21 protein-coding genes are annotated in these 20,217 nt (G+C 69.1%); 12 read left to right on the forward strand and 9 right to left on the reverse strand.

Going from position 1 to position 20,217, the window contains the following annotated elements:
- Window positions 1-7: 7 nt before the first annotated feature.
- A complete protein-coding gene (menD, locus tag ACZYW1_RS07740; protein WP_463784642.1) occupies window positions 8-1,657 on the reverse strand; it encodes a 2-succinyl-5-enolpyruvyl-6-hydroxy-3-cyclohexene-1-carboxylic-acid synthase in 1,650 nt (549 codons plus the stop codon).
- A 162-nt stretch (window positions 1,658-1,819) separates the two neighbouring features.
- Window positions 1,820-2,608 (reverse strand): alpha/beta fold hydrolase, encoded by a 789-nt coding sequence (locus tag ACZYW1_RS07745; protein ID WP_463787735.1) that lies wholly within the window; start codon window positions 2,606-2,608, stop codon window positions 1,820-1,822.
- Window positions 2,609-2,698: 90 nt separating this feature from the next.
- Here ACZYW1_RS07745 and ACZYW1_RS07750 point away from each other — a divergent pair, with 90 nt between their 5' ends.
- Entirely contained in the window at window positions 2,699-3,526 is an 828-nt protein-coding gene (locus tag ACZYW1_RS07750) for an alpha/beta fold hydrolase (RefSeq protein ID WP_463784643.1), read from the forward strand.
- Here ACZYW1_RS07750 and ACZYW1_RS07755 read toward each other — a convergent pair.
- Genes ACZYW1_RS07755 through ACZYW1_RS07770 form a run of 4 tightly spaced genes read right to left on the reverse strand, consistent with a single transcriptional unit; the run spans window position 3,523 to window position 7,808 of the window.
- Window positions 3,523-4,242, reverse strand: coding sequence for a DJ-1/PfpI family protein (locus ACZYW1_RS07755; protein WP_463784644.1), 720 nt, complete (start codon window positions 4,240-4,242; stop codon window positions 3,523-3,525). The two genes, ACZYW1_RS07750 and ACZYW1_RS07755, sit on opposite strands and share 4 nt — an antisense overlap.
- On the reverse strand, window positions 4,239-5,201 hold the full coding sequence (locus tag ACZYW1_RS07760) for a GlxA family transcriptional regulator (RefSeq protein WP_463784645.1): 963 nt from the start codon (window positions 5,199-5,201) through the stop codon (window positions 4,239-4,241). Before ACZYW1_RS07760 ends, ACZYW1_RS07755 begins: the two co-directional genes overlap by 4 nt.
- 55 nt (window positions 5,202-5,256) lie before the next feature.
- The gene (locus ACZYW1_RS07765; protein ID WP_463784647.1) at window positions 5,257-6,207 is read right to left on the reverse strand and encodes an o-succinylbenzoate synthase; all 951 of its coding nucleotides are present in this window, start codon (window positions 6,205-6,207) and stop codon (window positions 5,257-5,259) included.
- Window positions 6,204-7,808: an amidohydrolase gene (locus ACZYW1_RS07770; protein ID WP_463784649.1), complete on the reverse strand. Its 1,605-nt coding sequence runs from the start codon at window positions 7,806-7,808 to the stop codon at window positions 6,204-6,206. Before ACZYW1_RS07770 ends, ACZYW1_RS07765 begins: the two co-directional genes overlap by 4 nt.
- 66 nt (window positions 7,809-7,874) lie before the next feature.
- On the opposite strand from ACZYW1_RS07770, the gene fadD8 reads away from it, so the two are divergent.
- Complete coding sequence (fadD8, locus tag ACZYW1_RS07775; RefSeq protein ID WP_463784651.1) at window positions 7,875-9,476, forward strand: fatty-acid--CoA ligase FadD8; 1,602 nt, start codon at window positions 7,875-7,877, stop codon at window positions 9,474-9,476.
- 81 nt (window positions 9,477-9,557) lie between these two features.
- Here fadD8 and ACZYW1_RS07780 read toward each other — a convergent pair whose 3' ends face one another.
- Both ACZYW1_RS07780 and ACZYW1_RS07785 read right to left on the reverse strand, forming a co-directional pair.
- A complete protein-coding gene (locus tag ACZYW1_RS07780; protein ID WP_463784653.1) occupies window positions 9,558-9,971 on the reverse strand; it encodes a PPOX class F420-dependent oxidoreductase in 414 nt (137 codons plus the stop codon).
- A 17-nt stretch (window positions 9,972-9,988) separates the two neighbouring features.
- The gene (locus ACZYW1_RS07785; protein ID WP_463784655.1) at window positions 9,989-10,528 is read right to left on the reverse strand and encodes a TetR/AcrR family transcriptional regulator; all 540 of its coding nucleotides are present in this window, start codon (window positions 10,526-10,528) and stop codon (window positions 9,989-9,991) included.
- A 96-nt stretch (window positions 10,529-10,624) separates the two neighbouring features.
- Between ACZYW1_RS07785 and ACZYW1_RS07790 the strand changes: the two genes are divergently transcribed.
- The 10 genes from ACZYW1_RS07790 to ACZYW1_RS07835 all read left to right on the forward strand — a co-directional run bounded on the left by ACZYW1_RS07790 (window position 10,625) and on the right by ACZYW1_RS07835 (window position 19,416).
- On the forward strand, window positions 10,625-11,554 hold the full coding sequence (locus tag ACZYW1_RS07790; protein ID WP_463784657.1) for an aldo/keto reductase: 930 nt from the start codon (window positions 10,625-10,627) through the stop codon (window positions 11,552-11,554).
- A gap of 16 nt (window positions 11,555-11,570) precedes the next feature.
- Window positions 11,571-12,023 carry a nitroreductase family deazaflavin-dependent oxidoreductase gene (locus tag ACZYW1_RS07795; protein WP_463784660.1) on the forward strand — a complete coding sequence of 151 codons (453 nt, stop codon included), beginning with the start codon at window positions 11,571-11,573 and terminating at the stop codon, window positions 12,021-12,023.
- Between the two features lie 2 nt (window positions 12,024-12,025).
- Window positions 12,026-12,928, forward strand: coding sequence for a 1,4-dihydroxy-2-naphthoyl-CoA synthase (locus ACZYW1_RS07800; protein ID WP_463784662.1), 903 nt, complete (start codon window positions 12,026-12,028; stop codon window positions 12,926-12,928).
- Between the two features lie 195 nt (window positions 12,929-13,123).
- Window positions 13,124-14,005, forward strand: coding sequence for an SDR family oxidoreductase (locus tag ACZYW1_RS07805; protein ID WP_463784665.1), 882 nt, complete (start codon window positions 13,124-13,126; stop codon window positions 14,003-14,005).
- Window positions 14,006-14,018: 13 nt separating this feature from the next.
- A complete protein-coding gene (locus ACZYW1_RS07810; protein WP_463784667.1) occupies window positions 14,019-14,405 on the forward strand; it encodes a VOC family protein in 387 nt (128 codons plus the stop codon).
- 116 nt (window positions 14,406-14,521) lie between these two features.
- Window positions 14,522-15,757, forward strand: coding sequence for an anion permease (locus ACZYW1_RS07815; RefSeq protein ID WP_463784669.1), 1,236 nt, complete (start codon window positions 14,522-14,524; stop codon window positions 15,755-15,757).
- Complete coding sequence (locus ACZYW1_RS07820) at window positions 15,754-16,047, forward strand: hypothetical protein (protein WP_463784670.1); 294 nt, start codon at window positions 15,754-15,756, stop codon at window positions 16,045-16,047. The genes ACZYW1_RS07815 and ACZYW1_RS07820 overlap by 4 nt, the downstream gene beginning before the upstream one ends.
- Before the next feature lie 61 nt (window positions 16,048-16,108).
- Complete coding sequence (locus tag ACZYW1_RS07825; RefSeq protein ID WP_463784672.1) at window positions 16,109-16,411, forward strand: DUF3349 domain-containing protein; 303 nt, start codon at window positions 16,109-16,111, stop codon at window positions 16,409-16,411.
- A 68-nt stretch (window positions 16,412-16,479) separates the two neighbouring features.
- Entirely contained in the window at window positions 16,480-17,553 is a 1,074-nt protein-coding gene (gene menE / locus ACZYW1_RS07830) for an o-succinylbenzoate--CoA ligase (RefSeq protein ID WP_463787736.1), read from the forward strand.
- A 111-nt stretch (window positions 17,554-17,664) separates the two neighbouring features.
- On the forward strand, window positions 17,665-19,416 hold the full coding sequence (locus ACZYW1_RS07835) for an NAD-binding protein (protein WP_463784673.1): 1,752 nt from the start codon (window positions 17,665-17,667) through the stop codon (window positions 19,414-19,416).
- Window positions 19,417-19,420: 4 nt separating this feature from the next.
- Here the strand turns inward: ACZYW1_RS07835 and ACZYW1_RS07840 are convergent, their stop codons facing one another.
- Window positions 19,421-20,197 (reverse strand): S-methyl-5'-thioadenosine phosphorylase, encoded by a 777-nt coding sequence (locus ACZYW1_RS07840; protein ID WP_463784675.1) that lies wholly within the window; start codon window positions 20,195-20,197, stop codon window positions 19,421-19,423.
- Window positions 20,198-20,217 lie beyond the last annotated feature (20 nt).

Raw genomic sequence — 20,217 nt, forward strand, 5'->3', positions numbered from 1 at the left:
ACTCGCGTCACAGAGCAGCCTTGATGGCCGCGTGCAGCCCTCGCAACGACGACCGGTCGGCCTTGACTTCCAGCACCCGCATCCCGGCGGCCGGCTCGTCGAGCACCGCTGCCAGGTCGCCGAGCTCGATCTGCCTGCTGTCGATGTGATACGCCCGGCACAACGCGCCGACGTCGACGTCGTGCGGGGTGCCGAACACCCGCGCGGATACGTCGGAGAACCGCGGGTCGCCCTGCTCGAGCAGTTCGAAGATGCCGCCGCCGTTGTCGTTGGACACCACGATGGTCAGGTCCGCGGGCACCGGTTCGGTCGGCCCGATCAGCAGCCCGGAGCTGTCGTGGACGAAGGTCAGGTCGCCGATCAGCGCGACGGTTCGGGGAGTGACGCCGCCGTCGCGGCTGCCCGTCCTCTCGTGCGCGAGGGCCGCTCCGATCGTGGTGGACACCGTGCCGTCGATGCCGGCGACGCCGCGGTTGGAGCGCACCGCGATGCCGTGCGGGTTGAGCCCGACCAGTGCGACGTCGCGGACCGGGTTGGACGCGCCGAGCACCAGCTGGTCGCCGGGCCGCAGTGCGTCGGCCACCGCGGCGGCGACATGCAGGCCGGTGGTCAACGGGTGCGCCGCGAGCTGCTCGCGCACCGCCGCCATGGCGTGATCGTGGAGTTCGGCGCAGCGACTCAGCCAGGCGGGATCCGGCGTCCCGCTGGTGACGGCGCGGGTGCCGGTGGCCTGCGAGTTGCCCGAGACGTCCGGCCAGCGCGGCCCGGTGGTCAGCGCGTAGACCGGCAGCGACGGGTCGGCCAGCAGCGTCGACACCGGCCGGTGCAGGGTCGGCCGGCCCAGCATGATCACCTGCTGCGGGCGCAGATGCGGCAGCGCCAGGGGGTGCAGCGGGTTGGCCGCGGGCGGCGCGGTCGGCTCGGCGACGGTCGGCAGCGCGGCCAGTTCCGGCCGCACACCGGCACCGTGGCCCGCGATGACGACCGTGTTCAGGGTCAGGTCGATGTCCAGCGGCTGGTCGAAGGTGACCGTCGGGGTGTAGGTCCACGGCCGGCCGTCGGGTCGTCCCGGTGGGACGGCGCCCGGCTCGGTATCGGGCACCAGCGGCTCGCGCAGCGGGATGTCGAAATGCACCGGGCCGGCGTTGGCGCTGCGGGCCCCGGTCGCGGACACCAGCACCCGGCAGACGGCGGATCGCCAGGTCGCGTTGAGCGCCTCCATCCGCGCCGGGACATCTTCGGCGAGGCCGAGGCTGATGGTGGAGCGGACCTGGTTGCCGAAGTACCCCAGCTGTTCCATGGTCTGGTTGGCCCCGGTACCGAGCATTTCGTAGGGCCGGTTGGCCGACAACACGATCAGCGGCACCCGCGCGTAGTTGGCCTCGACCACGGCCGGGCCGAGGTTGGCCACGGCGGTGCCGGACGTCATCGCCACGCAGACCGGCCGGCCGGCGGCGATCGCGAGGCCGATGGCCAGGAATCCGGCGGTCCGCTCGTCGATGCGGACGTGTAGGCGGACCCGGCCCTCGCGGTCGGCGTCCTGCAGCGCGAAGGCCAGCGGGGCGTTGCGCGAGCCCGGGCACAACACGACGTCGCGGACACCGCCGCGGATCAGTTCGTCGACGACGACGCGGGCCTGAGCCGTCGAGGGATTCACCAGTTCAGCCTACGTTGGGCGACGATGCGGACCCGAAGGGTCGGCTGAGGAGCCCAACCATCGGGCCACGTTGGGTCGGCTGAGGAGCGCGTTGCCGACTGTGGCTTGTGATCGCGGATCCAGAGGAATAGCGCACAGAAGCTGCACACCCGACCCGGGGCCTCAGTACCCCATGCTGCTGAAGAATTTGAGAATCGCGGCGTTGACCACCTCGGGCCGTTCCAGGAATCCGAGGTGCCCGGTGTCGGCGATCAGCTGGTACTTGGCGCCAGGGATGGCGTCGGCGACTTCCTTGCCCAGCTGCGGCGGCGTCACCACGTCGTCGGCGAAACCGAGAACCAGCGTCGGCGTGTGGATGCCGCCGTACGAGGGCAGGTGGTTGCCCTGCGGCGAGATCGCGCCCTGACGGATCAGCCCGGGTGTGATCTTGACCGGCCAGATGGTGAACATGCTGATCCACTCGGCGACCGCCTCGTCGTTGCTGAGCGTCTTGGGTGAGAAGCTCTCCAGCAGCCGGATCTTGGCGTCGTAGGCGGTCGGGATCTGCACCCCGGATGCGGCCAGCTCGTCTTCGGCGGAGCGGAAGAACTCGCGCGCCTTGTCCAGCCGTCCGCGGGTGGCCATCAGAACCGTCTGGGTCACCAGATCCGGCCGGGCCAGCATCAGCTCTTGGGCGATGAACGAACCCATCGACACGGCCACGATGCGCACCGGCCCGATGCCGAGCTGCTCGATCAGCGCGGCGGTGTCGGCGACCATGCTCTCGGTGGTGAAGCCGTCGGCACTCGCCGTCGCCCCCGACCCTCGGTTGTCGAAGGTGATGACGCGGTAGCCGGCGTTCAAGAAGGCCGGAACCTGATTCAGGTGCCAGGTGCGTCCCAGTCCGCCGCGGCCGGCGATGAAGAGGACTGGCTCCCCCGTCCCGTTGTCGTCATAAGCCAGGTTGATCACGACGACGAACCTACGCGACACCACCACGTTGGCAGCATTTGGCAGTCCGCGGCGTCGTGCTGGCAGCGGGTTCGGGCTTTGACTGGGCGCATGACCCAACTGACGCTCACGCAGGCAACCATCGAATACCAGGAGTTCGGCCCGCAGGATTCGGCGTATCCACCCGTCGTCTTCGTGCACGGCGTTCTCGTCAACGGCGAGATGTGGCGCGATGTCGCCGAAAAGCTCGGCCGACTCGGCTACCGGTGCATCGTGCCGACCTTGCCGCTGGGCTCGCACACCATCCCGGTGACCGACGCCGGGGTGCTGTCGCTGGACGGTGTCGCGGGAATAGTCAACGACACGATCGCGGCCCTGGGCCTGTCCGAGGTGACGCTGGTCGGCTGCGACACCGGCGGCGGGATCTGCCAGCTCGCGGTCGACGCCCGGCCGGAGCAGATCGGCCGGCTGGTGCTGACCAACTGCGATGCCTTCGACCAGTGCCCGCCGTTCCCGTTCAACACCGTGTTCGGTTTGCTGCGCGGGCCGATCTCGATCAAGACCATGTTCTCGCTGATGCGCCCGGCAGCGGTGCGCAATTCTTCGCTCGGCTTCGGCCTGCTGGTCACCCGGCCCGACGCGCGGGTGACCGCCGACTGGCTGGCGCCGTGCCTGAACGACGTCCGCATCCGTCGTGATCTGGCCGCCCTGCTGCGTCAGATCGCGGTCACCGACCTGACCGACGTCGCGAACCGGCTGACCCGGTTCGACAAACCGGTCACGCTGGTCTGGGGTCAGGGCGACGTGGTGTTCAAACCGAGCCTGGGCCGACGACTGGCGGCGGTGTTCAGCAACGCCAAGCTGATCGAGGTGCCGCGGGCGCGAACCTTCGTCTCGATGGACGAGCCCGACGCGGTGGTCGACGCGATCGCCGGCTAGCGGCGGGCCTTGTCGCGGGCCGCCGACAGCGCACGGTCCCACAGCAGCTGCGTGCCGGCCTTCAGCGTCGCCGCGACGGGGGTCTCGCGGGCGAGCCTCGCGGTGGCCAGCGCCTTGGTCTTCGCCGACGCCTTGGACATGTGGCCGGAGTCGAACGGCGGCTGGGGGTCGTATTCGATTCCCAGCTGGATGGCTTTTGCGCGGTCTTCCCCGGCGATCTGGCCGGCCAGCCACAGGCCGAGGTCGATGCCGGCGGAGACGCCGGCGCAGGTGACAATGTTGCCTTCGTGCACCACCCGCTCGTCGCCAACGGCGTTGACGCCCAACGACTTCAGCAAGGGCAGCACACACCAGTGTGAGGTGGCGCGTTTACCGTCGAGCAGGCCGGCAGTCGCCAGGATCAGCGATCCCGAGCAGACCGACGTCGTCCAGGTAGCGGTCTGGTGCGCCTGACGCAGCCAATTGAGCAGCTTCTCGTCGCGGGAGTGCTCGACCGTGGTCATCCCGCCCGGCACCAGAATGAGGTCCGGAGAGGGTGTTTCGTCGAACGAGTGGGTGGCTCCGATGACGAGGACGCCCGACTCGGCAGTGATCGGGCCGGGCTCGTGCCAGACGAACCGGATCTCTGCGCCGGGTAGCCGTTGCAGCACCTCGTAGGGTCCGACGAAGTCCAGTGCGGTGTAGCCGGGGTAGACGACGATGGCGATCTGGGTCATGCGAACGCCTTTCGGTATTGGTCGGGCGAAACGCCGACACGTCGGATGAAGTTGCGGCGCATGGTTTCCGCGGTGCCGAAGCCGCACCGGTTGGCGATGGTCGTCACGGTGTCGTCGGTCTGTTCGAGCTGGCGACGGGCGGCCTCGGTGCGAACCCGTTCGACGTAGGCCCCGGGCGCCTCGCCGACTTCGTCGGTGAACACCCGGGTGAAGTGCCGGGGACTCATCGCCGCCAGGCGCGCCAGGTCGGCGATGCTGTGCGCCCCACCGGGTTCGGACTCCACGGCGGTCTGGACGGCGCGGATCGGCTCGCGTTTGGCGCGGGCCACCCAGACCGGCGCAGCGAACTGGGTCTGTCCGCCGGGCCGGCGCAGATGCAACACCAGCCAGCGCGCCACCGTCTGCGCGACCTCGGTGCCGTGGTCCTCTTCGACCAGAGCGAGCGTCAGGTCGATGCCGGCGCTGACCCCGGCGGCGGTCCACACCGTCGGCGAACTGCGGATGAAGATCGGGTCGGGATCGACCACGACGGCCGGGAATTCGCGAGCCAACTGATCTGCGTAGGCCCAGTGCGTGGTCGCCCGGCAGCCGTCGAGCAGGCCCGCCTGCGCGGCGAGGAAGGCGCCGGTGCACACGCTGACGACGCGACGGGCGTGCGGTGCCGCGGCGACGATCCAGTCGACCAGCCTCGGGTCGCGCCGGTCGCCGCGGGCGCCGCCGCCACCCGGAAGCAGCACGGTGTCGACGTCGTCGGTCGGATCGGGCAGCGGCGCGGCACCCAGGGCCAGCCCGGTGTCGGTGGATACCGGCTGCGCGTCGAGCGAGACCACTTCCGGCGCGTAACCATCCCGGCCCTGGGCGGCCAGCACTTTCGAGGCGGCCGCGAACACCTCGAACGGGCCGACCAGGTCGAGGGCCTGCACCCCCGGGAAGCCGACGATCAACACCTTTTGTGCCATGGCTGTCAGTGTTGGCGATCAGACCCCATGTCGTCTACGCCATGCACCCCACAGATCAGGACAACAGCGGGAAACAGGCCCTGACCCGGTCGATCCACCACTGTCGGCGGTCCGGAGCCGCGGCCAGGGCATTCAGCCGGGCCGGGTCGGGCGCGACCGGCCCGACCGGCAGATAACCATCGACCGGCTCGACAGCGTCGGCGATGTCCTCGACGAACAGCCGCCCGGTGCCCAGCCCGCAGGCATGCTGCACCGTCGGCAGCGCCGCGGCCGCGGACAGCCCGATCGCGATGCCGACCGCGGAGTCCAGCGCGCTGGAAATCACGACCGGGATGTCGATCTGCTCGGCGATTGCCAGTAGCGCTGAAATACCGCCCAGCGGAGCGACTTTGAGCACCGCGATGTCCGCGGCCCCGGCGCGGACCACGGCCAGCGGGTCGCCGGCCTTGCGGATGCTCTCGTCCGCGGCCACCGGCACGTCGACCCGGCGACGCACCTGCGCGAGTTCGTCGACGGTGGCGCACGGCTGCTCGAGGTATTCCAGCGGGCCGAGCGCCGCCGCGGCCTCCACCGCCTGCGCGACGGTCCAGGCGCCGTTGGCATCGACCCGCACGATGGGCACCAGCGCGCGGACCGCGTCGACCCGGGCGACGTCGTCATCGAGAGTCTGACCGGGCTCGGCGACCTTCACCTTGGCGGTCCGGGCGCCGGGGAACCGGGCCAGGATCTCCCCGACCTGGGCCGCCGGGACGGCCGGCACGGTGGCGTTGACGTCGATGCGGGTTCGTCGCGGCGCCGGTGGCGGACGGTAGGCCGAGTCGATCGCGGCGGCCAGCCAGTGCGCGGCTTCGGCGTCGCCGTACTCCAGAAACGCGCCGAATTCACCCCAGCCGGCCGGGCCGTCGATCAGTGCCACCTCGCGGGTCGTGATGCCACGAAAGCGCACCCGCATCGGCAGCGACACCACGTGCACGCGGTCGAGCACATCGTCCAGCGTCGGCGTCACGACGCGTGGACCTGGCGGCCGGCCAGGAACGTCGCCAGCACCTCCAGATCGGCGATGTCCTCCGGCGGTACCGTGCGTGGATCAGCGGACAGCACAACCAGATCCGCGTACTTACCGACTTCCAGCGAGCCGATGATGTCGTCGGCGAACACCTGCCAGGCCGCGTCGATGGTCTGCGCGCGGATCGCCTGGTCGACGGTCAGCCGTTCCTCGGGGCCCAGCACCCGCCCGCTCGGGGCCTTACGCGTGACGGCCACGCTGATGTTGCGCAGCGGCTCCTCGGGCGTCACCGGCGGGTCGTTGTGCAGCGAAATCCGCATCCCGGTGGCGACCGCGGAACCCGCTGGCATCCAACGGTTTCCATGCTCGGGACCGAAAAGACCGTCGACGATCACGTCGCCCCAGTAGTGGATCTGGTCGACGAAGATGCTGCACGTGACACCCAGGTCGGCGGCCCGCTGCAACTGCTCCGGGCGGATCGCGCCGACGTGTTCGAGCCGCAACCGGTGATCGTCACGCGGGTTGCGTTGCAGCGCTTGCTCGTACACGTCGAGAATGGTGTCCACCCCGGCGTCGCCCTGCACGTGGCACGCCATCGGCCAGCCCAGCGGGTAGTAGGCGCCGACGATCTCGGTGAGCTGCTCGGCGGTGTAGTTGGCGCAACCGCACGAGCCCGGCGTCACGCCGATCGCGCGGGTGGCCGCGGTGTCGAGGTAGGGAAACGACAGCGCGATGTTGCCGATCCACGGCGAGCCGTCCACCCAGATCTTGATGCCGACCTGGCGGACCATGTCGTCGCCGTCGCCGGGGGTCGCGGTGCTCGACATCTGCGGGTTGGACATCTCGTAGGTCCGCAGCCGCACCGTGAGCGCGCCGCGCAGGCCGTCGAGAAGCGGCTGCAGGGCCGGGTCGAAGGCCATCTCGGAACAGGTGGTCAGCCCGGCCCGGTTGAGCCGGGTGCACTCCGCCAGCAGCATGGCCGGGTAGTCGCTCGGCGAGATGGCGCCGCTGAGCAGTGGGAAAACCGCGCCGGTTTCCTCGGCGCTGCCGTCGAGGTCGCCGTTGGCGTCCCGCCCGTACTTGGCGCCCTTGGGATCGGGGGTGTCGCGACTCAGCCCGGCCCGCTGCGCGGCGGGCGAGTTGAAGTACGCCTTGTGACCGGAGTTATGGATGATGACCAGCGGATTGTCCGGTGCGACCTGGTCCAGCCAGCTCAGCGTCAGCTCCGGCAGGCCGTCCTGCAGCAGCGGATCCCAGCCGTTGAGGTAGGCGCCGTCCGGGCCGCGGTGGGCCACCTCGCTACGCACCGCGGCGACCACCTGGTCGGCGTCGCGCATGGTGACCGGCCTGATGTCGACCAGCCGATCGGACAACGCAATGGCCTCCATCAACGGATGGCCGTGCGCCTCGACAAAACCCGGCATCACGCAGCCGGCGCCGATATCGATGGTCCGGGTCGACGGGCCGACCAACGCCGCCACCTCCGACCGGCTGCCTACCGCGACGATCCGGCCGTCGGTCACCGCCAGTGCCTCCGCGGTGGGCCGGGCGTCATCGACGGTCAGGACGGTTCCGTACATGACGACATCTGCGGCGGCCATGCGCAGAAATACTAGTGACTTCAGGGGGTAGCTGACACGAATTGGAACACGTTCTAGTCTGACCCCATGACGGACGATCTGTTGCGCAATCCGACCCACAACGGCCACCTGCTCGTCGGCGCCCTGAAGCGCCACAAGAACCGGCCGGTGCTCTTCCTCGGCGACACCACGCTCACCGGCGGTCAGCTGGCCGAGCGGATCAGCCAGTACATCCAGGCGTTCGACGCGCTGGGCGCCGGCACCGGCGTCACCGTCGGCCTACTCTCACTCAACCGGCCAGAGGTGCTGATGATCCTTGGCGCCAGCCAGACTCAGGGCTACCGCCGCACCGCACTGCATCCGCTGGGCTCGCTGGACGACCACGCCTACGTGCTCTCCGACGCCGGCGCGACCGCGCTGATCATCGACCCCAACCCGATGTTCGTCGAGCGGGCCCTCGGACTGTTGGACAAGGTCGACTCGCTGAAGCAGATCCTGACCATCGGCCCGGTGCCGGACGAGCTGAAAAACGTTGCGGTGGACCTCAATGCGGAGGCCGCGAAGTACTCGTCGCAGCCGATCACCGTTGCCGACCTGCCGCCGAATCACGTTGGCGGCCTGACGTATACGGGCGGCACGACCGGCAAGCCGAAGGGCGTGATCGGCACCACCGGCAACATCGCAACGATGACGCAGATTCAGCTCGCCGAGTGGGAGTGGCCCGAGCATCCGCGCTTCCTGATGTGCACGCCGCTGTCGCATGCCGGTGCCGCATTCTTCACGCCCACCGTGGTCAAGGGCGGCGAGATGGTGGTGCTGAGCAAGTTCGACCCGGCCGAAGTGCTGAAAGTCATTGAAGAGCAGAAGATCACGGCGACCATGCTGGTGCCGTCGATGCTCTACGCGCTGATGGACCACCCGGACTCCAAGACCCGCGACCTGTCGTCGTTGGAGACGGTGTACTACGGCGCCTCGGCGATCAACCCGGTCCGGTTGGCCGAGGCGATCAAGCGGTTCGGCCCGATCTTCGCGCAGTACTACGGCCAGTCCGAGGCGCCGATGGTGATCACCTATCTGGCCAAGGCCGACCACGACGAGAAGCGCTTGACGTCGTGCGGGCGGCCCACGCTGTTCTCCCGGGTGGCACTGCTCGGCGACGACGGCAAGCCCGTCGCACGGGGTGAGCCCGGCGAAATCTGCGTCGCCGGGCCACTGTTGGCCGGCGGCTACTGGCATCTGCCGGAGGCGACCGCCGACACGTTCAAGGACGGTTGGCTGCACACCGGCGACATGGCCCGCGAGGACGAGGACGGCTTCTACTTCATCGTCGACCGGGTCAAGGACATGATCGTCACCGGCGGCTTCAACGTCTTCCCCCGCGAGGTCGAGGACGTGATCGCCGAGCACCCGTCGGTGGCCCAGGTCTGCGTGGTCGGCGCGCCGGACGACAAATGGGGCGAGGCCGTCACCGCGGTCGTGGTGCTGCGCGAGGACGCGGCCCGCGACGACGCCGCGATCGAGGCGATGACCGCCGACGTCCAGGCCGCGGTCAAGGACCGCAAGGGTTCGGTGCAGTCACCCAAGCGCGTGGTGATCGTCGACGCGCTGCCGCTGACCGGGCTGGGCAAGCCGGACAAGAAGGCCGTGCGGGCGCAGTTCTGGGAGGGCGCCGGCCGAGCGGTCGGCTGATTCCCCGGCCGAGCGCTCCGCCAGCCGCACACTCGACGCCGAACGCTCCGCCAGTGGAGCGCTCGAGCTGCTGGGTCCGGACTAGATCCCGACGCCGCCGACTTTCTCGATGCGGATATGGGTGACGTACCCGGGCGGAGTGTCCTTGGGCGGGAAGACATTCGGGTCGAGCAGCGCCTCGGACAGCTCGGTGAGCAGTTCCGGAGCGCCACCGTCGACGACGTGCGCGGTGCCCTGGATCGTCAGGTAGGGCCGCAGCGTCCTGCCGATGTCGCCGGGTTCGACGATCGTCACCGCGACGCGGGGGTCGCGACGGACGTTGCGCATCTTCTGATGCACGGAACGGTGAGCGGTCACCAGCTCGTCGCCGTCGGGCGTCGACCGAAACGCCACCCACACCAGGCTGACCTGCGGGCTGCCGTCGGGATTGATCGTCACCAGAGTGGCGTCCTTGCCGGCGCCGATGAAGTCGCGGGCCGCGTGATCGAGTTCCATGCCTGCTCCAAGCGCATTCAGCCGCTCGCTATTCCGGCCACCAGCAGGTCCAGCAGACGACCGGTCTGCTCGGGTGAGCCGCTGGCCAGGAAGATGCCGATCAGGCTCGACACCACGTCGTCGGCCGGCACGTCGGCCCGCAGGCTGCCGTCGTCGACGCCGGCCCGCAGCAACAGCTCGACGGCGCCGACGATGCTGTCCCGGGTTTCGTTGCGCGCCACGGCCCCGGAGTCGAACATCGCGTGCAGCGATTCGGCCATGCCGCGCTTGGCTGCGACGAAGCTGGCATAGCGGTCCATCCATCGGCGCAGCGCGGTCGCCGGCCGATACCGTTCGAGCAGGCGCCCGGCGGCCTCAGCGACCTCGGCCAGCTCGGTCCGGTAGGTCGCTTCGACCAGCGCGTCCCGGGTGGGGAAATGGCGGTACAGCGTGCCGATGCCGACACCGGCGTCTCGGGCGATCGACTCCAGCGACACCGGCCGGCCGTCGGCAGCGGTGAAAGCCGCGGTCGCGGCCTCGAGCAGCTTCTCCCGGTTGCGTCGAGCATCGGAGCGCACAGGTCCAGCCAAAGCGGAGGTACCTCCGTTTCTGCTACTGTCGACTAAACGGAGGAACCTCCGTATCTCTGCCAAGTGTCTCACGACAGGAGCACCATGACCGACAAACTCGGCGGCACGGCCACCATCGGCACCCATTCGGTGGCGCGGGTCGGCTACGGCGCCATGCAACTCTTCGAGCCGGCGCTCGACGACGCGGTCGCCGTGCTGCGTCGCGCAGTTGAGTTGGGCGTCAACCACATCGACACCGCATCGTTCTACGGCCCCGGCGAGGTCAATCGCCGGATCCGCGCGGCACTGCAGCCCTACCCCGACGACCTCGTGATCGTCAGCAAGGTCGGCGCCCGCTACATCGGCGGCGACGGGCCGGTGCCCCTCGGTCCGGCGCAGCGACCCGCCGACCTGCGCGCCGCGGTCGAAGACGACCTGAGTCAACTGGGCCTGGACCAGATCCCGATCGTCAACCTGCGGCGTCTCGACCTGGGCCCCGGGATGAAGGCCGAGGGAGACCAGATCGTCGACCTCGACGACCAATTGGCCGAGATGACCGCCCTGCGCGACGAGGGCAAGATCGGCGCGATCGGGGTCAGCAGCGTGCCACTGGAAGTCCTGCAACGCGCCCTGCCCGTCGGCATCGCCTGCGTGCAGAACTCCTACAGCCTGATGGACCGCTCGCAGGAGGACATGCTCGACGTCTGCACCGCCGAGAACATCGCCTGGGTACCGTATTTCCCGCTCGGCTCGGCGTTCCCCGGCTTCCCGAAGGCGTCGGAGCATCCGGTGGTCATCGAGATCGCCGACGAGCTCGGCGTGACGCCGTCGCAGGTCGGCCTGGCGTGGCTGTTGGCGCATGCGCCGACCACGTTGCTGATTCCGGGCACGCGGTCGATCACCCACCTCGAGGAGAACCTCCGCGTCGGCGACGTGACGTTGAGTGCCGACGCGCTGGCCCGCCTGGACGCCATCACCGCGCCCGGAACCAGCGCGCTGCCGGACGGCATCGAAGGGTTCGCCGACCACGGCTGACGAGTACCGTCGCCGTATGAGCAAATCGGTCCGCCCGCCGTGGTGGCTCAAACCGGCGAACAAGGTATTCATCCGAATGTCGCGGCTGGGGTTGAATTTCGGCGGCGAGAGCCCGGTGGTGTTGACGGTCCCCGGTCGCAAATCCGGGCGTGAGCGATCGACGCCGGTCACACCGATGACCGTCGACGGCCGGGAGTACGTGGTCGCCGGCTTCCCCGGTGCCGACTGGGTGGCCAACGTCCGGGCCGCCGGTGAGGTGACCGTCGCGCGTGGACGCGACGTGCGGCGGGTCAGAATGGTCGAGTTGTCCGCCGACGAAGCCCGCCCGCTGCTGCGGGTGTTCCCCGAAGAGGTGCCCACCGGTGTCGGTTTCATGAAGCGGGCCGGCCTGGTCACCGAAGGCCGGCCGGAGGAGTTCGAGGCGCTGGCCGGCCGCTGTGCGGTCTTTCGACTGGATGGAACTCGATAACCTTGTCTGACAATCTTTTTCACACCGATCAATGGAAGCCGGTCGACGGGTTCGCCGAGTTGACCGACATCACCTATCACCGTCACGTCGCCGACGCGACCGTGCGGGTGGCGTTCGACCGCCCCGAGGTGCGCAACGCGTTCCGGCCGCACACCGTCGACGAGTTGTACCGCGTGCTGGATCACGCCCGGATGTCGCCGGACGTCGGCGTGGTGCTGCTGACCGGTAACGGCCCCTCGCCCAAGGACGGCGGCTGGGCGTTCTGCTCGGGCGGCGATCAGCGCATCCGCGGCCGCAGCGGCTACCAGTACGCCGAGGGAGAGACGGCCGACACGGTCGACGCCGCGCGGGCCGGCCGGTTGCACATCCTCGAGGTGCAGCGGCTGATCCGGTTCATGCCGAAGGTGGTGATCTGCCTGGTCAACGGCTGGGCCGCGGGCGGCGGGCACAGCCTGCACGTGGTCTGCGACCTCACCCTGGCCAGCCGCGAGCACGCCCGCTTCAAGCAGACCGACGCCGACGTCGGCAGCTTTGACGGCGGCTACGGCAGCGCGTATCTGGCCCGCCAGGTCGGCCAGAAGTTCGCCCGCGAGATCTTCTTCCTGGGCCGGCCGTACACCGCCGAGCAGATGCATCAGATGGGCGCGGTCAACGCCGTCGTCGACCACGCCGAACTGGAGACCGAGGCGATCCAGTGGGCCGCCGAGATCAACGCGAAATCGCCTCAGGCGCAACGGATGCTGAAGTATGCGTTCAATCTGCTCGACGACGGGCTGGTGGGCCAGCAATTGTTCGCCGGCGAGGCGACCCGGTTGGCCTACATGACCGACGAGGCCGTCGAAGGCCGCGACGCGTTCCTCGAGAAGCGCCCGCCCGACTGGACGCCGTTCCCGCGCTACTTCTAGGCGTCGATCTGGGCCGAGTCCATCACCGTCGAGTCCCACCAGCCTCACCTACAACTCAGCAGGTCCATGTTCGACTTGCCCACCTCCGAGCGAAAATGTCTAGGCAAACGACGAGTTGTCGCTCAGAGGTGGGCATTCGAACATCGGTCACAGTCGGCGCCGAACGCGCTCAGGCGTGCCACCTAGACTTCCGACGTGAGTTGGAACCCGATTCGACGACTGGCCGAGCAGATCACGCTGGCCAGCATGCGCCCGCCGCTGGTGCCGCGCCTATTGCCCAGCACCACCCGCATCGACCTGACCGGCAAGCGCGTCCTGCTGACCGGGGCATCGTCCGGGATCGGTGAATGCGGCGCCGAGCAGTTCGCCCGCCAGGGCGCCACCGTGGTCGCGGTGGCCCGGCGCAAGGATCTGCTGGACGAGGTGGTCGGCCGGATCACCGCCGCGGGCGGCGACGCGATCGCCATTGCCTGCGACCTGTCCGACCTGGACGCAGTCGATGCGCTGGTCGCAGACGTCGAGGAGCGTCTCGGCGGCGTCGACATCCTGATCAACAACGCCGGGCGATCCATTCGCCGGCCGCTGGCCGAGTCGCTGGAACGCTGGCACGACGTCGACCGGACCATGCTGCTGAACTACACCTCGCCGCTGCGGCTGATCCGCGGCATCGCCCCCGGCATGCTGGAGCGCCGCGACGGGCACATCATCAACGTCGCGACGTGGGGCGTCTTCAGCGAGCCCTCACCGCTGTTCGCCGTCTACAACGCCTCGAAGGCGGCGCTGTCGGCAGTCAGCCGGGTGATCGAAACCGAGTGGGCGACAAAAGGTGTGCACTCGACCACGCTGTACTACCCGCTGGTGGCCACCCCGATGATCGCGCCGACCAAGGAGTACCAGGGCCTGCCGGCGTTGACGTCCGAGGAGGCCGCCGGCTGGATGATCGACGCGGCGCGCACCCGCCCGGTCCGGATCGCGCCCCGGATGGCGATCGCCGCGCAGGCCATCGACACCGTCGTGCCGGGATTGGCGACGACGGCGATCCGGCGTCAGCGGCTCCAGCCGAACCAGACGGCGTGATAGACACGACAGCATGGAGATACTCGCCAGCCGGATGCTGTTTCGGCCGGCGGACTATCAGCGGTCACTGACCTTCTACCGGGATCAGCTCGGGCTGGCGATCTTCCGTGACTACGGCGCGGGGACGGTGTTCTTCGCCGGCCAGTCGCTGATCGAGCTGGCCAATCACGGCGCCGAGGAGAAAGCGGCCGTGCCATTCCCCGGCGCGCTGTGGCTTCAGGTTCGCGACGTGGTCGCGACGCAGGCCGAGTTGGAGGGCAGGGGCGTCGAGATCGCCCGCGAGGCCCGGCAGGAACCCTGGGGGTTGCACGAGATGCAGGTGGTCGATCCCGACGGCGTGCTGCTGATCTTCGTCCAGATTCCGCCGGAGCATCCGCTGCGCCGCGATACCCGCGGTTAACGCCGTGAGCTGGCAGGTAAACCCCAGACGAACATCTGACGTCTAGTGCGATATACCTTTGTTTTGCGACGCTGTTCTTTCGACAAGCGGTCCCTCCTACCTACAGAATTAGCCCCGTGAATCTTCAGCTGTTCCTTCTGATCATCGTCGTGATCACCGCCCTCGCTTTTGATTTCACGAACGGGTTCCACGACACCGGGAACGCGATGGCGACTTCGATCGCCAGCGGGGCGCTCAAGCCCAAGACAGCGGTGACGCTCTCGGCGGTGCTGAACCTGCTCGGGGCGTTCCTGTCCACCGCCGTCGCGGCGACGATCGCCAAGGACCTGGTCAACGGTCACCTGGTGACGCTGCAACTGGTGTTCGCCGGGCTGGTCGGCGGCATCGTCTGGAACTTGCTGACCTGGCTGCTGGGCATTCCGTCCAGCTCGTCCCACGCACTGGTCGGCGGCATCGTCGGCGCGATGATCGCGGCGGTCGGCGGCCACGGGGTGATCTGGACCGGGGTCGCCTCCCGCGTGCTGATCCCAGCGCTGGTGTCGGTGTTCGTCGCCGGAATGGTCGGCGCGGTCGGCACCTGGCTGGTCTACCGGATCAACCGCGGCGTCCCGGAACAGCGCAGCGAAGCCGCGTTCCGCCGCGGGCAGATCTTCTCGGCGTCACTGGTCTCGCTGGCGCACGGCACCAACGACGCGCAGAAGACGATGGGCGTGATCTTCCTGGCGCTGATCTCCTACGGCGCGGTCAGCCGCACCGAGACCCTGCCGCCGTTCTGGGTGATCCTGGCCTGCGCATGCGCGATGGCAGCGGGCACCTACACCGGCGGCTGGCGGATCATCCGGACCATGGGCAAGGGCATCGTCGAGATCAAGTCGCCGCAGGGCATGGCGGCCGAATCCTCTTCCGCCGTCATCATTCTGCTGTCCGCGCAGTTCGGCTACGCGCTGTCGACAACCCAGGTGGTCACCGGTTCGGTGCTCGGCAGCGGGGTCGGCAAGCCCGGCGCCGAGGTGCGCTGGGGGGTGGCGGGACGGATGGCCGCCGCGTGGCTGATCACGCTGCCGTCCGCCGGCCTGGTCGGCGCCCTCACCTACTTCATCGTGCACAAGATCGGCGGCTACCCGGGCGCGATCATCGGCTTCGCGCTGCTGGTGGCCACCGCGTCGGTGATCTACGTGAAGTCGCGCAAGAACAAGGTGGACCACAACAACGTCAACGCCGAATGGAAGGGCGACCTGACCGCCGGGCTCGACGAGCACGGCAAGCCCGGCCTGGCCGGGGCCCCGATCGGCAACGGTGAAGTCTCCGGTGTCGCGCCGCACTCCGAGGTGAAGAAAGCAGGCACGCGATGAGCCACTGGTTCAACTACGAAGCGTCGCTGAAGATCCTGTTCTTCGGCCTGCTGCTGGGCAGCGGACTGCCCACGATTTTCGCGATCGCGGTGCGGGTCGGCTCGACAGGCGCCGGCGTCCAGGAGTCCGGGGGCGCGGCCGTCGCGCAGAGGAACCCGGCGCTGGCCGCGATCAGCTACGCGCTGTACGCGTTGGTGCTGACCGCTGTCGTCGTCGGCGTGCTCTACATCGCGCGCGAGTTCATCGGCGTGCATACCGGTCTTTACATCCTGGGAGCCAAGCCCGCGTAGCATCGGAAGCTCATTCCGTTTGTAGGCATAGCGACCGTCCGGCGGGGGAAGTGCACACACCGTGAACCGATTCCTGACCTCCGTTGTGGCCTGGTTACGCGCCGGCTATCCCGACGGCATTCCGCCGACCGACTATGTCCCGGTGCTGGCCCTGCTGTCACGCCGGCTCAGCAACGACGAAGTCAAGCTGGTGGCCCGCGAACTGATCGCGCGCGGCGACTTCGACCACGTCGACATCGGCGTGCTGATCACCCAGATCACCGATCATCTGCCGGCGCCAAACGACGTCGAGCGGGTCCGGGAACGGCTGGCCGCCAAAGGTTGGCCGCTGGAGGACGCCCGCGACGGCGAGGAGCCCAGATAGCCGTCCTGCGGGCCTTTTCCGTGGCGCACGGCTCAGCGGCCGGCCCCCTGCTGGCCGCCCTGGACGAGGTGCTGCACCACCGGGCCCCCGCGCTGCTACCGCTGGGCGCCGACCAGTCGGACGCGGCAGCCCTGCGGGTGGGCGAGCCGATCGACGACGACGTGGCGGTGGTCGCGACCACCTCGGGCACCACCGGCTCGCCCAAGGGGGCACTGCTCACCGCGGCCGCGTTGACCGCCAGTGCGGTGGCCACCCACCGGCGGCTCGGCGGGCCCGGCCGGTGGCTGCTGGCCCTGCCGCCGTATCACATCGCCGGCATCCAGGTGCTGGTCCGCAGCCTGCTGGCCGACTCCGACCCGGTCGAACTGGACGTCTCGGCCGGCTTCGACATCAGCCAATTACCCTCTGCCGTGGACGAACTCGGTTCGGGACGGCGTTACACCTCGCTCGTCGCCACCCAGTTGGCCAAGGCACTGGGCGACCCCGCCGCCACCGCCGCCCTGGCCGCCCTGGACGCCGTGCTGCTGGGCGGTGGCCCCGCTCCCGGGCCGGTTCTGGCCGCGGCGGCGCAGGCCGGGATCAGCGTGGTCCGCACCTACGGGATGAGCGAGACCGCCGGCGGCTGCGTCTACGACGGCATTCCCCTCGACGGCGTGCGGCTCCGCCTCGACGACGGCCGGATCGTCCTCGGCGGCCCGACCCTGGCCAAGGGCTATCGCAATCCGCCGGACCCCGATCCGTTCGCCGAAGCAGGCTGGTTTCGCACCGACGACCTTGGCGTGGTTGACGATTCGGGAGTGCTCAGCGTGCTGGGCCGCGTCGACGACGCGATCAGCACCGGCGGGCTGACCGTGTTGCCGCAGCCGGTCGAGGCCGCGCTGCGGACCCATCCGGCGGTGTCGGACTGCGCGGTGTTCGGGCTGGCCGACGAGCGGCTCGGTCAGCGCGTGGTGGCCGCCATCGTGCTGGCCGACGGCTCGCCCACCCCCTCGGTCGAGGAGCTGCGGGCTCAGGTGACGCGGACCCTGGACCACACCGCGGCGCCGCGGGAAGTGCACGTGGTGGACGCGCTGCCGGTGCGGGGTATCGGCAAGGTCGACCGGGCGGCGCTGGTCCGCCAGGTCGGAAAGGGCTTGTCCTAGCGGCGCTTATGCGCCTCGCCCGGCACAGCGGATGACATAATGCCCTGGTGAACCGGTCCGACGTCATCGAGTGCGCGCCGTCGACCGGACTTTCGAGCAACGGACGAGACGATGCATCGCCACATCATTGTCAGCGGTGACGATTCGCTGGCGACGACGATCGCCGACGAGCTGAAAAATGCCGGCGCGACGGTGGTCCGGCTGGTCAACACCGAAGCGTCCGAAGCCGGGGTCGCGCGCGAGCTCACCCTGGCCGAGGTCTCGCACGCGCTGGCGGTGGTCTGCGCCGGTGACGACGACGCGGTGAACCTCGAAATCGCACTGCTCGCACGGAAAGCCAACCCGAACGTGCGCGTGGTCTCCAGGGTGGCCAACGACGTGCTGCGGGAAGCGGTGGCCAACGACAACGGCGCCGGCGCCATCCTCGACGTGGCCGAGATCGCCGCGCCGGCGGTCGTCGAAGCCTGTCTGTCGCAGGCGACCCACGATTTCGACGCCGCCGGGCTGACCTTCCTCGTCTCGGGCAAGACCGCGTCGCGCGAGGCGACGCTGCGCGAGCTCTACGGCGACCTCGCGCCGGTGGCGATCATCCACGGCGACAACTCCCCCGACCCCGGCGAGCTCGAGATCTGCCCCGGCCGGGACCGGCGGGTGCACGCCGGCGACTGGACCATGATGATCGGCACCGCCGACGAGCTGGCCGCCCAGGGCATCAAGGTTCCCGGCTCGTCGCGGTCGCGCTCCCGTCGTACCTTCTTCCGGCGGGTGGGCGACGTGGTCCGCGGCGTGGTCAAGGACTTCAACCCGACCTTCTACCCCGTGGTCGGCGCGACGTTGATGGTCCTGATCACCGCGACGTTCGTGCTGCGATTCGGCTACCGTCCACCGCCGAAGATGGGCTGGGTCGACGCGTTCTACTTCACCATCGAGACCATGACCACCACCGGCTACGGTGACTTCAGCTTCGTCAATCAGCCCACCTGGCTGCGTACCTTCTCCACGCTGTTGATGTTCAGCGGCGTGACCACGACTGCCCTGCTGGTCTCCTTCGTCGCCGATGTATTGCTGTCCCGCCGTTTCGTTTTCGCCTCGGCCCGGCCGCGGGTCGGCCATCTGCGCAATCACATCGTGGTGGTCGGGCTCAGCGGGCTCGGCATGCGCGTCATCAAGGACCTGGTCGGCGCCGGGCATGACGTCGCCGTCATCGAGCAGGACGAAGAGAACCGCTTCCTGTCCGCCGTCCGCGACCTCGACGTGCCGGTCATCTTCGGCGATGCCACCCTGCGCCAGACCCTGCAGTCGGCCCGCGTCGATCGCGCGCGGGCGGTGGCGGTGCTGACCCGCAACGACATGATCAACATCGAGACCGGCATCGTGCTCGCCGAGATGCTCGGCAAGAAGACACCGACCCGCGACCATTGGACCGACATCCCGCTGGTGCTGCGGGTCTACGACCGCACCCTGGGTTTCGCGGTCGCCCAGCGGTTCGGCTTCGAGAACGTCCGCTCCACCGTCGAACTGGCCGTGCCGTGGTTCATCGGCGCTGCCATCGGCCTGCAGGTGTTGGGCACGTTCTCGGTGGGCCAGAGTTCGTTCGTGGTGGGCGGCATGCAGGTCGCCGCCGGCAGCGAGCTGGAGGGGCTGCGGATGTTCGAGCTGTCCACCCAGGCCCGGGTCATCGCGATCGTGACCTCCAACGGTTTGGTCAAACTGCACCCGCGCCGCGACGCCCGGTTGCACGCCGACGACACCGTCTACCTGGTCGGCCCCTACCGCGAATTGATCGAGACGCTACGACGGGGACGTCCACCCCGCCAGCCGGGCGCCGACGACGGGCGCAAACCCGCGGCCCGGGTGGGCTGACCGGCTACGCCTCGTCGAACGGGTTCGGCATCCCGGTGTGGGACAGGCACTCCTGACAGGAGTGCTCGGTGGCCACCCGGCCGATCGCTTCGCGGACGAGCTTTTTGAACGGCTCGATGTTCTTGGCGAACACGTCGATGACCTCGTCGACCTTCACACCACCGCCCGCCTCGATCCCGGCATCCAGGTCGGTGACCAAAGCGATTGCCGCATAGCAGATTTCGAGCTCGCGGGCCAGGACGGACTCGGGGTAGCCGGTCATGTTGATCAGGGTGAAGCCGGCCGCGGCGAACCACTGACTCTCCGCCCGGGTGGAAAACCGCGGACCCTCGATCACGACCATCGTGCCGCCGTCGACCACCTCCGGCAGGCCGGTCGCCGCGGCACGCAACGTCGGGCAGTACGGGTCGGCGAACGCCACGTGCGCGGCACCGGAATCGAAGTAGGTGTCGGCGCGATGGCGGGTGCGGTCGACCAGTTGATCGGGCACCACGACGGCTCCCGGGCCGTGGTCGGGGGTCAGGCTGCCGACCGCGCAGGGCGCGAAGACCTGGCGGACACCGAGTGCGCGCAGCGCCCACATGTTGGCCCGGTACGGCACCTTGTGAGCGGGATAGCGGTGGTCGACGCCGTGCCGCGGCAGGAAAGCCACCTCGTGCTCTCCGATGGAGCCGACCGTGAGCGGGCCGCTGGGCTCGCCGAACGGGGTGTCCAGGCTGACACTGCGGGCCGCCGAGTCGAAGAAGCTGTAGAAACCGCTACCGCCGATTACTCCGATCATCTGCGCCGCTCCTCCTCATC

This window comes from Mycobacterium sp. IDUB_36 (assembly GCF_055419225.1).

Coding starts and splice junctions, on each gene's coding strand:
- fadD8 (WP_463784651.1), top strand. CDS start 7,875: ATGACGGACGATCTGTTGCGCAATCCGACCCACAACGGCCACCTGCTC.
- ACZYW1_RS07755 (WP_463784644.1), bottom strand. CDS start 4,242: ATGACCCAGATCGCCATCGTCGTCTACCCCGGCTACACCGCACTGGAC.
- ACZYW1_RS07760 (WP_463784645.1), bottom strand. CDS start 5,201: ATGGCACAAAAGGTGTTGATCGTCGGCTTCCCGGGGGTGCAGGCCCTC.
- ACZYW1_RS07835 (WP_463784673.1), top strand. CDS start 17,665: ATGCATCGCCACATCATTGTCAGCGGTGACGATTCGCTGGCGACGACG.
- ACZYW1_RS07795 (WP_463784660.1), top strand. CDS start 11,571: ATGAGCAAATCGGTCCGCCCGCCGTGGTGGCTCAAACCGGCGAACAAG.
- ACZYW1_RS07820 (WP_463784670.1), top strand. CDS start 15,754: ATGAGCCACTGGTTCAACTACGAAGCGTCGCTGAAGATCCTGTTCTTC.
- ACZYW1_RS07770 (WP_463784649.1), bottom strand. CDS start 7,808: ATGGCCGCCGCAGATGTCGTCATGTACGGAACCGTCCTGACCGTCGAT.
- ACZYW1_RS07840 (WP_463784675.1), bottom strand. CDS start 20,197: ATGATCGGAGTAATCGGCGGTAGCGGTTTCTACAGCTTCTTCGACTCG.
- ACZYW1_RS07750 (WP_463784643.1), top strand. CDS start 2,699: ATGACCCAACTGACGCTCACGCAGGCAACCATCGAATACCAGGAGTTC.
- ACZYW1_RS07790 (WP_463784657.1), top strand. CDS start 10,625: ATGACCGACAAACTCGGCGGCACGGCCACCATCGGCACCCATTCGGTG.
- ACZYW1_RS07780 (WP_463784653.1), bottom strand. CDS start 9,971: ATGGAACTCGATCACGCGGCCCGCGACTTCATCGGCGCCGGCAAGGAC.
- ACZYW1_RS07810 (WP_463784667.1), top strand. CDS start 14,019: ATGGAGATACTCGCCAGCCGGATGCTGTTTCGGCCGGCGGACTATCAG.